The sequence below is a fragment of the Kiloniella sp. genome (assembly GCF_048270245.1).
In the GTDB taxonomy this organism is placed as follows: Bacteria; Pseudomonadota; Alphaproteobacteria; order Kiloniellales; family Kiloniellaceae; genus Kiloniella.
In genome coordinates this window covers 139,455-151,967 of sequence record NZ_JBLWTH010000006.1, presented here as the reverse complement: position 1 = coordinate 151,967, position 12,513 = coordinate 139,455, and the positions used below count along the sequence as shown (strand labels likewise).

Sequence of the window (12,513 nt, the reverse complement as noted above, 5' to 3'; positions counted from 1 at the left end):
CCCACTTGGTTGATAACTTCAGTTGGACCAACCGTGAACTGGAAAAAAATCTTACTTATAACCTGCTGGGCTGTACTGGTTTCTATAATCGGTGCAGCCGTTGGCTATACGATTTTGGGGCCACACGTACCTTTACCCTACCAATATGAACAAGAGACGTCTCCCCAAGACGGTGATGAGAACCATTCTGAAGATGTATCTTCTTTAGGAAATGAGGACATAGCAGCCGAAGATATTTCAGGCCAAGATTCTCCCCTCTCAGAGGATCCCACACAACCAGAACTCCCTATAGAAGAAAAAGAAACGCCAAATGCGTCGAACTATTCGCCATCGACACAGGATGAAGCCACGGCTTCATTGCCTGAAGATGGAACTGACACTGAACACCTCAATAATGAAGCAGAAGATAGTCAAGAAACAACAGAAATAACGGCACCAACGCCAGAAGAAAACGCCGCAGAAGAAACCAAGGAAGAAGAAAACAAAACAGCAGATCACGCTTCTGATGCGACCATAGCTCAAAAAGACGAAACCGTAGAAACAACCTCAGCGGCTGAAGGAGTATCTACGGTATCCCCAGAAGTCGCCGCGATCAATCCATCACCCTATCCCCCAAACCCACCCGTTTTTAGTAATGAACCAAGCTGGAAGCTCTTTGGTCAAAAAGTTCCAGAGGCCAACGGACGCCCAAGAATAGCAATTGTTTTAACTGGACTAGGCCTATCAAAAGCGGCTACCGATGCCGCGATCCGCCAACTTCCCAGCCAAATTACACTTTCCTTTACGCCCTATGCCAAAAATTTGGAAAGCTGGATTGCCCTTGCGCGATCTCAAAATCACGAAGTGATGCTTGACTTGCCGATGGAGCCCCTGACCTATCCATCGGATGATCCTGGACCACAGGCACTTCTGACCGGGCGCCAACCCGAAGGCAACCTCAACAACCTGGCCTGGATTGCAACCAGAGGATCTGGCTATGTGGGCATGGCGGCATATATGGGCAGCCGCTTTGTTACATCAGAACGTCAAATGCGCCCTGTTATGGAATACTTCAAAGACCACGGCCTCCTATTTCTGGATAGTGGTGATAATGACGCCAGTCTTGTGTCTTCACTTGGCAAAAGCCTTGGTACACCTGTTGTCGTGAACCAACGCGCGATTGATGAAGCACAATTGAGCAGACAAGCAATTGACGCCCGTTTGGCACAAATTGAACGCATAGCAACAAAAAATAACTTTGCTATTGCAACTGGGCGCCCATTTCCTGTGACGCTGGAACGAATCGCCAAATGGGTGAATGATATCGAGCAACGTGGTTTTCAATTGGTCCCCATTACTGCTGTAATTGATGAAAGCTCACTAACGACACCAACACAAGAACCATCAAGCCCAACGACAATCAATTGAATCCAATTAGAAAAAGCATAACAGAATCATGTCTGACGCCCCCTTAACAGATCACCAGATCGACACTCTTCCCTATCGGCCATGCGTTGGTATCATGCTTCTTAACCAGAACAACCATGTCTTTGTGGCTCAGCGTATAGACAATCCCGGAGAAGCTTGGCAAATGCCACAAGGCGGTATTGACGAAGGCGAAGACCCAATGACCGCGGCATTGAGAGAACTGGAAGAAGAAACCGGTACTGCTAATGCTCGTTTAATCGCTGAAAGTCGGGACTGGTACGCCTATGATTTACCGAAAGATCTTGTCCCCAAGATATGGAAAGGCCGTTACAGAGGGCAAAAGCAAAAATGGTTTGTTTTCAAATTTGAAGGCCAAGATACCGATATCAATATCAACACAGAGATACCAGAATTTTCCGATTGGAAGTGGGTTGAAATGAAATCTTTGCCAGATCTCATTGTTCCTTTTAAACAAAGATTATATCAGCAACTGGTTGATGAATTTATTCAATATAGCTGATCACTTGAAATAGGCTTCTTTCAGATCCACCACCTCAACAGATAGCATGGCAGTATCGCCAAGGGCTTGCGTCTTTATATCAAGCAGTCCCTTCCCTAGCTTTTCTTTTTGTTCTGGGCTGCGTCCCGGTAGCAGTTTAATGGTCGTATGGATATAAAGTTGTTTGTCCGATCCATTCACAAAATGATCCGAAGGTAACGCTCTTACCTTGATTGATGAGCGGTTAAATAAACCACTATTCACCATTCCTTCGAATAGCTCCTTGACCAAATCAGCGACGGCAATCTGATTTTCCAAGGGTTTTGCGTACTCAATAATACAGTGAGGCATTATTTTTTTCCGAATAGGGAGAATTAGACCTTAAGGGTAACAAAGCGCGAACAACAGAACCATTATTTTGTGAACTCGTTTTCATCAGTGGAGTCACTATTTTCCCACTTCATCGGACGATATTTTACGCCTTCTTTCTCACTCCACTCATCAAGAGGAATAAAGCCATGAGAACAATAGAAATCATATCCTTGAGAAGACGCATTTACGTACAACTCATTCGGTGACAAGGCCATAACGACACGCTTGAAAAGCTGTGTTGCCAGATGACGTTTTTGTGCATAGCCCGTAATAAAAAGAAGCACAATTTGATTATTATTAATCTCTAGATAACCTGATATCCGATCATCCTCTTCCTGCACCAAAAGTGCTTTAGATCCTGTCACCAACCTTTTCAAGATTTGGTCAAACGATACATATTCCTGAAAATCCTCCCACCTCTTTTCATCAAAGTCCGAAGCAATACTTCTTTTGGCTTCTGTAATCACCATTTCGGATACATCTTCGATATCATCAATACCGCAAGGCCTGATTATTCTGCCGTCATTAAGAAAAACGATTTCCATAAAAGACATAAAGGCTCCCCTGTTGATCAACTATGTCTTGTTGCCCCCTAACCTTAAGGCCAAAAGTCTTCAATATCTTCTCTATTCTATAAAATCAGTGTGCTTCAAAAGAATGAAAAAAAAGTATCATCCTTTCCATCAATATAAATACAAAATAACCTGCGGATAATTAGTATCCGATATTGTTGTGCCATTAAAGCGCTGCTATTGTCCCCAAAAGCCCTGAAACAAAACCCGCCCCCACCCAAGGCAAGGAAACAGCATTAATCCTCAGGGATTATTATATCTAGCGAAAGACCCTGTAATGGCCGTAGACAAAGATCTCCTCAATCGAGCAGAAGCCAAATGTGAATTATGTAGCACGCCAGATGGCTTAGTTAACTACGTTGTTCCACCTTCTACAGATGCAACACTAGACCAAAGTATTTTGATCTGTGGAAAATGCCACGGACAGATTGAACAAAACGAAGATCTGGATATAAATCATTGGCGTTGTCTCAATGAAAGTATGTGGAGCCAAACACCCGCCGTTCAGGTTATGGCATGGCGGATGTTAAAACGCCTTAATGGTGAAGGATGGGCACAAGATCTATTCGATATGCTTTATCTGGAGGAAGAAACATTAAAATGGGCTCAATCCACCGAGGCTACTTCTTCAGATAACAACACAGTAAAGCACCTTGATTCAAATGGAGCGATTCTTGAAGCTGGTGATACTGTTACCCTGATAAAAGACCTAAACGTCAAAGGTGGTGGCTTCACGGCTAAAAGAGGAACAGCTGTGCGGGGCATATCTTTGGTTCCCGACACACCTGAACACATAGAAGGTCGAGTAAACGGGCAGCAAATCGTTATTTTGACTAAATACGTCAAAAAATCCTAAAACTAACCGCCCTTATAGATACATCAAGAGAGCCGCAAAATTGAAGTTTGCAGCTCTCTTCTTTTAATGTACCCGTTCTTTGCTCTAACTGACCTTCTTCTTGCGGCGTTTACGAGACAACATATTAAGTAGTTCAACGAAGGCAGAAAAAGCCATAGCGGCATAGATGTATCCCTTAGGCACATGAACACCGAAACCATCCGCAATCAAAGTCATACCGATCATTAAAAGGAAACCTAGCGCCAGCATTACAATTGTTGGGTTCGCTTCGATAAAACGGGATAGAGGCCCCGCAGCCAACAACATCGCGATGACCGCAATAACCACAGCAATCACCATAATTGGTACATGATCGGTCATTCCGACCGCTGTGATAATACTGTCGATGGAAAAGACAAGATCAAGCACCAGAATTTGACCAATGACGGTTGCAAAGCTGCTCACGACAGCACCTTGAGCATCAGCATCACTATCCTCGGGGTCAACACTATGATGAATCTCTTTAGTTGCTTTCCAGACAAGAAATAATCCGCCCGAGATCAGGATGATATCTCGCCATGAAAAGCTGTGATCGAACAAAGTGATAACCGGTTCCACAAGTTGGACAATAATTGCAACAGTCCCAAGCAAAGCAAGTCGGAAAATAAGAGCAAGACTCAACCCTATAACACGTGCTTTAGGCCTCTGCGCTTCTGGAAGTTTATTTGTCAGAATAGATACAAAGATAAGGTTATCTATTCCAAGAACAACTTCCATAACGATCAAGGTAAAAAGAGCCAACCAGGTTGACGGTTCACTTAGCAGGGGTACAAAATTTTCCATAAGTTCACTTTTAGAAGTTGAGGGCTAAATAATTCAGAACAATCATTAGCGATATAGTCTTGAGGATCAATGATAAGATTCAAAGCCTGTTAGACATAAAAAAAGCCCGGGCTCGAAAGCACCGGGCTTTTTAATTCATAAACTGTCTAATCAGCCAATAGCTGTAAGCATGGCCTCAGACAATCCGATCTGTTTTCTTGCGGCGTCACGAGCGGCGTCATCTTTTGCATCAGAAAGATCTTCTTTTGCATCTTGAAGCTGCTGCTGGACTACTGCTTTGTCAATCTCACCGACAGGCTGAGCCACTTCGGCGAGAACGGTACAGCGTTCCGTGGTTACCTCGGCAAAGCCACCGGCGACAAAAATTCGCTCACTAATCTCTTTACCAGAATAGATTGCGATTACGCCGGGACGAACCGTGGAAATCATCGGTGCGTGACGCGGCAGCACACCAAAGTCACCATCTTCACCGGGGACGACAACCATGTCGACACTTTGGGAAAGAAGTAGTTTCTCTGGAGAAACGAGTTCGAATTCGACCTGTTCTTTGGCCATTATTCTCTTCCTGCTACCTGTCTTAACGACAATTAAAGATCAGAAACCTTAAGCGGCTTCAGCGGCCATTTTCTCAGCTTTGGCAACAACTTCGCTAATGGTACCAACCATATAGAAAGCTGCTTCTGGAAGGTGATCGTATTCACCAGCAAGAATGCCTTTAAAACCGTTAATGGTGTCTTCCAAAGCAACCTGAACACCAGGAGAGCCAGTGAAGACCTCAGCCACGTCAAACGGCTGTGACAAGAAACGCTGGATCTTACGAGCACGCGCAACAGTCATTTTATCTTCTTCGGATAGCTCATCCATACCCAAAATCGCAATAATGTCCTGCAAGTCTTTGTAAGACTGAAGTACACGTTGAATTTCACGGGCAATTGTATAGTGCTCTTCACCAATAACTGATGGCTCAAGAATACGGCTTGTTGAATCCAATGGATCCACAGCCGGATAAATTCCAAGCTCAGCAATCTGACGAGACAAAACAGTTGTCGCATCCAAGTGAGAGAAGGTTGTTGCAGGCGCAGGGTCAGTCAAGTCATCAGCAGGAACGTAAACGGCCTGAACAGATGTGATTGAACCTTTCTTTGTCGACGTAATACGCTCCTGCATGGCACCCATATCAGTACCAAGAGTTGGCTGATAACCAACAGCAGAAGGAATACGTCCGAGAAGCGCTGAAATTTCAGAACCAGCCTGTGTGAAACGGAAAATGTTATCCACAAAGAACAGAACGTCCTGACCTTCTTCATCACGGAAGTATTCCGCCTGAGTAAGACCAGTCAAAGCAACACGAGCACGCGCCCCTGGAGGTTCGTTCATCTGACCATAAACAAGCGCACATTTACTGTCGCCGTCTAGGTTGATAACACCACCTTCAATCATTTCGTGATAAAGATCGTTACCCTCACGAGTACGCTCACCAACACCGGCAAACACAGAGTAACCACCGTGTGTTTTCGCGATGTTGTTGATCAATTCCATGATTGTCACGGTTTTACCAACACCGGCACCACCGAAGAGACCAATTTTACCACCCTTTGAGTATGGGCAAAGCAAATCGATAACTTTAATACCAGTTACCAAGATCTCGGCATCAGTAGCCTGTTCATCGAAGTTAGGTGCAGCACGGTGAATTGGGAAAGAAGCTTTGTTTCCAATATCGCCACGTTCATCAATTGGCTCACCAACAACGTTCATGATACGACCCAAAGTTTCAGGTCCAACAGGAACTTTAATAGCATCGCCAGTGTCAGAAACTTCCTGACCGCGCATAAGGCCATCAGTTGCATCCATAGCAATGGTACGAACTGTGTTTTCACCCAGATGCTGGGCAACCTCAAGAACAAGGCGTTTGCCATCGTTCTGTAATTCTAGAGCGCCCAAAATTTCAGGAAGATTTCCACCTGAAAATTGAACGTCAACCACCGGTCCTAGGACCTGTGTGATCTTACCGATATTCTTATCAGCCATTTAGTGTCACTCCTTAGCCAGTGCGCTTGCCAGGGTTCTCTAAGATTAGAGAGCCTCTTTGGCGGAGATAATTTCAATCAATTCGTTTGTGATGTTTGCTTGACGCGTTCTGTTATACTGAATCGACAGTCGATCAATCATCTCGCCAGCGTTACGTGTCGCACTGTCCATAGCAGACATACGAGCACCGTGCTCACTAGCGGCATTTTCAAGCATCGCTTTAAAAATCTGAATTGAAATATTGCGAGGCAACAAATCACTCAAGATTTTCTCATCAGACGGCTCATAATCATAGATACCACCATCAGAAAGGCCAGATGCATCCGCATCGCCCTCAGCTTCAAATGGGATCAACTGTTGAGCAGTAGGAATTTGAACGATTACAGATTTGAACTTCGCGTAGAAGATCGTGCAAACATCAAATTCGCCAGCATCAAACATTCTCAGTACGGTATCAGATACTGTCGTAGCTTTATCAAAACTCAAGCTAGGTTTTGCAACATCTTCAATCGTATCAACGATATTAGGCCCAAATTCACGTCGTAGCTGATCACGAGATTTACGACCAATACAGTAAAACTTTACAGTTTTACCAGCTTTGATCAGCTCATGAGCTTTCTTGCGCGCTTCTTTTACAATATTAGAATTGAAGCCACCACAAAGACCGCGATCCGCCGCGGCTACGATGAGTAAGTGAACGTCATCTTTACCTGTTCCAGCAAGAAGAGGAGATGCCCCGGGCTGTTTGCCTGCAGATGCAGCAAGAGAACCTAACATCCGTTCCATACGCTCAGCGTATGGTCGGGATGCTTCAGCTTGTTCTTGTGCACGGCGCAGTTTAGCCGCGGCAACCATCTTCATGGCCGAAGTGATCTTTTGCGTTGATTTAACGCTAGAGATCCTAAGTTTCAGATCGTTTAAGTTTGCCATGTCGTTATTCGTTTCCCACAGCCATTAAACTCTGGATTGCCAATCCGTTAAACAAAAGTCTTGGCAAAATTATCCATAAAGGACTTCAGCTTGCTTTCTGTATCAGCAGAAAGAGCTTTCTCTGTACGGATAGTTTCCAGAATGTCCTGGCCATTGCCACGAATTTCAGAAAGAAGTTTCTCTTCGAAGTGACTGATCATTTTCACGTCAATCGCATCAAGATAACCCTTCACGCCTGAATAGATAACAACAACCTGCTCTTCAACAGTCAGCGGTTTGTATTGAGGCTGTTTGAGAAGCTCGACTAAACGAGATCCACGAGCCAACAGACGCTGAGTAGCTGCATCGAGATCAGAAGCGAACTGAGAGAAAGCTTCCATTTCACGATATTGAGCGAGCTCAAGTTTAATACTACCCGCAACTTGTTTCATAGCCTTGATCTGCGCTGAAGAACCAACACGGGAAACCGATAGACCAACGTTTACAGCTGGGCGGATACCTTTGTTGAAAAGGTTCGTTTCAAGGAAGATCTGACCATCAGTAATTGAAATCACGTTGGTCGGAATAAAGGCAGACACGTCACCGCCTTGAGTTTCGATCACTGGCAGAGCAGTCAAAGAGCCTGCACCGTGTTCATCGTTCAATTTACATGAACGCTCAAGTAGACGGGAGTGAAGATAGAAAACGTCACCAGGATAAGCTTCACGTCCAGGAGGACGACGAAGGAGAAGAGACATCTGACGATAAGCAACAGCCTGCTTGGAAAGATCATCATAAACGATCACAGCATGCATTGCGTTGTCGCGGAAGTACTCGCCCATTGCTGCGCCAGTATATGGAGCAAGGAACTGAAGCGGTGCAGGGTCAGACGCTGTCGCAGCAATAACGATGGAATATTCCATAGCGCCATTATCTTCGAGAGTCTTGACCAAACGAGCAACAGTGGAACGCTTCTGACCAACAGCAACGTAGATACAGAAAAGCTTTTCGCTTTCGCTAGAAGCAGCATCATTCGTTACTTTTTGGTTTAGAATAGTATCCAGAGCAATCGCTGTCTTACCAGTTTGACGGTCACCGATAATAAGTTCACGCTGGCCACGCCCGATTGGAATAAGACTGTCAATAGACTTAATACCAGTCTGCATTGGCTCATGAACAGACTTACGTGGAATAATGCCAGGGGCCTTTACTTCCACACGCGTACGCTCAACATCCTTAAGAGGACCTTTACCGTCAATCGGATTACCGAGGCCATCAACAACGCGACCCAGCAGACCTTTACCTGCAGGAACGTCAACAATAGAACCGGTACGTTTGACTGTATCGCCTTCTTTAACACCACGGTCATCACCGAAAAGCACGACACCAACGTTGTCGACTTCAAGGTTAAGGGCCATGCCCCGAATACCGTTAGCAAATTCCACCATCTCGCCAGCCTGAACATTGTCCAGACCATAAATACGAGCCACACCATCACCCACAGAAAGAACTTGGCCTACTTCAGCCACATCAGCGTCAGCGCCGAAGTTTTCAATCTGGTTTTTGAGAATGGTAGAGATTTCAGCGGCGCGGATATCCATTACCCAACCCCTTTCATCATCAATTCAAGTCTCTGAAGTTTTGTACGCAAGGAGCTATCAACCATGCGGCTACCAACCTGCACAATCATGCCCCCGATTAGGGATTCATCGACAGTTACGTCAACTTCGACAGATCCACCAGCGGAAGCTTTTAACGCATCTGCGATTGCTTTTTGCTGTGTCTTTGTCAATTCGTGTGCTGCTGTTACTTTTGCTCGGACCTCACCGCGGCGACGCGCCAATTCTGCCAAGTAGGCATCAGCCATGTCAGCCAGAACAGCAAGACGACGATTTTCAGCAACAACCAGTACAAAGTTAAGCGTTACGTCATTAACGCCTGCCTTGTCCAGAACCGCTGAAATCGCTTTAACCTGCTGATCGCGAGTGTAAAGCGGAGAGCTGAGCAAATCCTGAAGCTCAGAGCTATCTGAAACGAGTTGTTTCAGGCCCTGCAAGTCTTCAGCCACTGCATCCAATGCAGATTTTTCCTCGGCAATTTCCAGTAGCGCTAATGCATAGCGCCCTGCCAAGCCATTCAAGCTAGTGTTTTCGCCTGCCAAGCTGGTTGCCCCCAAGATAAGCCAGAAATTGACCCTGCCTGTACAGGTCACATTTCAGTGAAGCCGAAACTAAATTCTTACGAAAAGTACGAGCTGTACTAATCATCAGGCGCGGGTTAGGTATCACAGTCATAACAGGGTTTCAAGCGAGTCAGACGAAAGATTCGACCTTTTATGATACTCTTTTCGCCGCACCTGAGGAAAAGAGTCCTCTGGAACCCCTGAGAAGTCTCTGTTTATCCTTAAAAATGTACCGATTTTACCATTACTTTTTTATTCTCGTTTTTATAAAAAAACTTTTACTCCTGCATCTCCGCCTCTTTACAAGACTAATCACGACATCCCTACCCCGTAGCAATACGACGGCAGAGAGAGCAGCGTGACAGGTTTTATTACAAATCCGCTACAGAAAAGAATAGGGGTCGACATCAACAACGACCTTGATCCGCGATGGTGCTTTAATCTGGGCAAGCCAATTTTTCGCTATGCCTTGAGGCGCAATGGATTTTTTACTCATGATCAAGAATCGTCGCCTGAATTTTCCACGTAACAAAGCAAGTGGAGCAGGTGCTGGGCCAAGAATTTGCGCCCCATCAAACTGGGGAATCGATCTGGCCAAGCTCGCACAAAAATTATCGACTTCAACTTCATCCGGGCCAGAAATGATAACAGCAGCCAAACGACCAAAGGGCGGGAGATTCCCCCGCGCTCTCGTTTCAGCTTCAATTTCCAGAAACTTGTCTCGATCCCCAGCTTTAAGTGTCTGCATCACAGGATGCTTAGGATCAGATGTTTGCAACAGCACTCGTCCTTTGTGCTCGGCACGCCCGGCACGCCCGGCCACTTGATGTAATAGCTGAAAGGTCCGTTCCGCAGCTCTTAAATCACCCCCAAACAATCCCAGATCAGCATCCACCACCCCAACCAATGTCAAATAAGGGAAGTGATACCCCTTTGCCACGACTTGCGTACCCACCAGAAGGTTAACCTCTCGATTCTGGATACTGTCGACCATCTCTTTGGTTGCGGCTGGAGACGTCATCGTATCACTCGCCATCAAAGCCACATTGGCATCGGGGAAAAGCAACTTGGCCTCTTCCACAATCCTCTCGACACCTGGACCACAAGGGACGAGAGAATCCTCAGCATTACATGAAGGGCACGTTTCGGGGAGAGCGGCCGAAAAGCCACAATGGTGACATTGCAATCGTCGAAACCGTCGATGTTCAACCAGCCACGCCGTACAATGCGGGCATTGCAGTCGATGACCACACGTTCGACAGAGCGTGAGTGGCGCATATCCCCTACGGTTCAGGAACAGCATTGCCTGTTCTCCAGCCTCAAGGGTTTGGCGAATAGCCCCTCGAAGCGCCTGAGACAGCCACCCAGGACCAGATTGCAATCGCTCTGGCTTATCAAAACGCAGATCGATCAGTTCAACATCAGGCATCCCGGCGCCTCCATGACGGCCAGGTAAAATCAAGCGTTCGTATCGCCCGTTCTGTACATTAACCATCGTTTCGAGCGCCGGTGTCGCAGACGCCAAAACAATCGGACAATTACATCCCTTTGCCCTTACAACGGCCATATCTCTTGCGTGATAATAAACACCGTCTTCCTGTTTAAAGGAGCCTTCGTGCTCCTCATCAACAATAATAAGGCCAAGGTCACTATACGGCAGCATCAAAGCCGAACGCGCCCCAACCACAACCGGCGCCTTACCAGCGGCAACAGCCCGCCAAGTTTTTCGTCTTGAAGCAGGTGTTAAGTCCGAATGCCATTCCGCAGGCGCCACCCCGAATCGCTTCTCAAATCTATCCAGCCACTGGCTTGAAAGCGCAATCTCGGGCAACAGGACCAATGCTTGGCGCCCTTCTTTCAACGCTGCTTCTACAGCTTCAAAATAGACCTCTGTTTTACCAGATCCCGTAACACCATCCAGAACAACCGTAGAAAAGGTTTGATTTTTAACCCTGCCAATCAAATCATCTGCCGCAGCTTTTTGATCAGGGGATAGTTCTGGCCCCGCAACATCAAACATTGGATGAGGGAAGGAAAAGTCCGGCGCATCAAAATAACTTTCAATCAACCCAAGTTTTTCCAGCCCCTTAACGACAGAACTAGAAACTCCAGATTCCCTCACTAGATCAGCTAGTACCCAGCCCCCGCTATCAGTGATGACATCAATTACCTTCTGTCGAGCATTCGTCAGACGAGGCTTACCTGCTTCGGGCTTTTCATTTGGACAATCCGTAACCAGCCGATAAAGCTTTTGTCCCACCAACCTTTCTAATGCTTGGGGAACAGACAAAGCCATTTTGAGAACAGAACCTTGCGGAGAGAGTGTATAGTTCGCAACCCATTCTACAAACTTCCGTAACTCCGACTGCAATGGCGGCACTTCGGAAACTTCAACAATTTCTTTTAATTTTTTGAGAGGAACATTCTCATCCGCATTCCCATCCCAAACAACACCAGGCAAGATACGACGTCCGACAGGTACCATCACAACCTGTCCGGCTTCCAACTCTATCTGAGTTCCGTCGGGGCCATAGGGCAAAAGGTAATCATAAGGCTTCTCAATCGGCAGAATGACCTGTACTCGGCAGCGAATAGGCTGTTTATCCATATCTTCAAACAAAGCCTGTTCTTTACCACCATCGAGCACGAATCGTTATCCCCTACTTAATAAATTGCGCCTTAGCCTTTGCTTATAGAAACGACAATGACAAGGAAGAAAACCAGAAAACCGATCAAGAACATATAAACGATACATGTAAAAACGATATCGTTCACTTTCCCTTCGTACATTCATGATTTATATATATTGAAACTATGGACCTCGGGCAGCAATAGGCTACCTGACAGGATGACAACATGTTCGATT

At 46.0% G+C, this 12,513-nt stretch carries 12 protein-coding genes; 3 read left to right on the top strand and 9 right to left on the bottom strand.

Going from position 1 to position 12,513, the window contains the following annotated elements:
* Nucleotides 1–33: 33 nt before the first annotated feature.
* Complete coding sequence (locus ACN0W5_RS14790) at nucleotides 34–1,407, top strand: divergent polysaccharide deacetylase family protein (protein ID WP_417454863.1); 1,374 nt, start codon at nucleotides 34–36, stop codon at nucleotides 1,405–1,407.
* A 28-nt stretch (nucleotides 1,408–1,435) separates the two neighbouring features.
* Nucleotides 1,436–1,927, top strand: coding sequence for an RNA pyrophosphohydrolase (locus tag ACN0W5_RS14785; protein WP_417454862.1), 492 nt, complete (start codon nucleotides 1,436–1,438; stop codon nucleotides 1,925–1,927).
* Here ACN0W5_RS14785 and ACN0W5_RS14780 read toward each other — a convergent pair whose 3' ends face one another.
* Together ACN0W5_RS14780 and ACN0W5_RS14775 are read right to left on the bottom strand one after the other, a co-directional pair.
* The gene (locus ACN0W5_RS14780) at nucleotides 1,928–2,257 is read right to left on the bottom strand and encodes a 5-carboxymethyl-2-hydroxymuconate Delta-isomerase (protein ID WP_417454861.1); all 330 of its coding nucleotides are present in this window, start codon (nucleotides 2,255–2,257) and stop codon (nucleotides 1,928–1,930) included.
* 62 nt (nucleotides 2,258–2,319) lie between these two features.
* Nucleotides 2,320–2,832 carry a GNAT family N-acetyltransferase gene (locus ACN0W5_RS14775; RefSeq protein ID WP_417454860.1) on the bottom strand — a complete coding sequence of 171 codons (513 nt, stop codon included), beginning with the start codon at nucleotides 2,830–2,832 and terminating at the stop codon, nucleotides 2,320–2,322.
* A 295-nt stretch (nucleotides 2,833–3,127) separates the two neighbouring features.
* Here ACN0W5_RS14775 and ACN0W5_RS14770 point away from each other — a divergent pair, with 295 nt between their 5' ends.
* On the top strand, nucleotides 3,128–3,706 hold the full coding sequence (locus tag ACN0W5_RS14770) for a PhnA domain-containing protein (RefSeq protein WP_417454859.1): 579 nt from the start codon (nucleotides 3,128–3,130) through the stop codon (nucleotides 3,704–3,706).
* Nucleotides 3,707–3,790: 84 nt separating this feature from the next.
* On the opposite strand, the gene ACN0W5_RS14765 is transcribed toward ACN0W5_RS14770, so the two are convergent.
* The 7 genes from ACN0W5_RS14765 to ACN0W5_RS14735 form a co-directional block, all read right to left on the bottom strand.
* A complete protein-coding gene (locus ACN0W5_RS14765) occupies nucleotides 3,791–4,528 on the bottom strand; it encodes a TerC family protein (RefSeq protein WP_417454858.1) in 738 nt (245 codons plus the stop codon).
* Between the two features lie 150 nt (nucleotides 4,529–4,678).
* Nucleotides 4,679–5,083 (bottom strand): F0F1 ATP synthase subunit epsilon, encoded by a 405-nt coding sequence (locus ACN0W5_RS14760; protein ID WP_417454857.1) that lies wholly within the window; start codon nucleotides 5,081–5,083, stop codon nucleotides 4,679–4,681.
* A gap of 48 nt (nucleotides 5,084–5,131) precedes the next feature.
* Nucleotides 5,132–6,556, bottom strand: coding sequence for a F0F1 ATP synthase subunit beta (gene atpD / locus ACN0W5_RS14755; protein WP_047764955.1), 1,425 nt, complete (start codon nucleotides 6,554–6,556; stop codon nucleotides 5,132–5,134).
* A 45-nt stretch (nucleotides 6,557–6,601) separates the two neighbouring features.
* A complete protein-coding gene (locus ACN0W5_RS14750) occupies nucleotides 6,602–7,486 on the bottom strand; it encodes a F0F1 ATP synthase subunit gamma (protein ID WP_417454856.1) in 885 nt (294 codons plus the stop codon).
* A gap of 47 nt (nucleotides 7,487–7,533) precedes the next feature.
* A complete protein-coding gene (atpA, locus tag ACN0W5_RS14745) occupies nucleotides 7,534–9,066 on the bottom strand; it encodes a F0F1 ATP synthase subunit alpha (RefSeq protein WP_417454855.1) in 1,533 nt (510 codons plus the stop codon).
* Nucleotides 9,066–9,626 (bottom strand): F0F1 ATP synthase subunit delta, encoded by a 561-nt coding sequence (locus tag ACN0W5_RS14740; RefSeq protein ID WP_299379660.1) that lies wholly within the window; start codon nucleotides 9,624–9,626, stop codon nucleotides 9,066–9,068. Before ACN0W5_RS14740 ends, atpA begins: the two co-directional genes overlap by 1 nt.
* A 403-nt stretch (nucleotides 9,627–10,029) precedes the next feature.
* A complete protein-coding gene (locus ACN0W5_RS14735; protein WP_417454854.1) occupies nucleotides 10,030–12,294 on the bottom strand; it encodes a primosomal protein N' in 2,265 nt (754 codons plus the stop codon).
* Nucleotides 12,295–12,513 lie beyond the last annotated feature (219 nt).

Coding starts and splice junctions, on each gene's coding strand:
- ACN0W5_RS14785 (WP_417454862.1), top strand. CDS start 1,436: ATGTCTGACGCCCCCTTAACAGATCACCAGATCGACACTCTTCCCTAT.
- ACN0W5_RS14780 (WP_417454861.1), bottom strand. CDS start 2,257: ATGCCTCACTGTATTATTGAGTACGCAAAACCCTTGGAAAATCAGATT.
- ACN0W5_RS14775 (WP_417454860.1), bottom strand. CDS start 2,832: ATGTCTTTTATGGAAATCGTTTTTCTTAATGACGGCAGAATAATCAGG.
- ACN0W5_RS14770 (WP_417454859.1), top strand. CDS start 3,128: ATGGCCGTAGACAAAGATCTCCTCAATCGAGCAGAAGCCAAATGTGAA.
- ACN0W5_RS14765 (WP_417454858.1), bottom strand. CDS start 4,528: ATGGAAAATTTTGTACCCCTGCTAAGTGAACCGTCAACCTGGTTGGCT.
- ACN0W5_RS14760 (WP_417454857.1), bottom strand. CDS start 5,083: ATGGCCAAAGAACAGGTCGAATTCGAACTCGTTTCTCCAGAGAAACTA.
- atpD (WP_047764955.1), bottom strand. CDS start 6,556: ATGGCTGATAAGAATATCGGTAAGATCACACAGGTCCTAGGACCGGTG.
- ACN0W5_RS14750 (WP_417454856.1), bottom strand. CDS start 7,486: ATGGCAAACTTAAACGATCTGAAACTTAGGATCTCTAGCGTTAAATCA.
- atpA (WP_417454855.1), bottom strand. CDS start 9,066: ATGGATATCCGCGCCGCTGAAATCTCTACCATTCTCAAAAACCAGATT.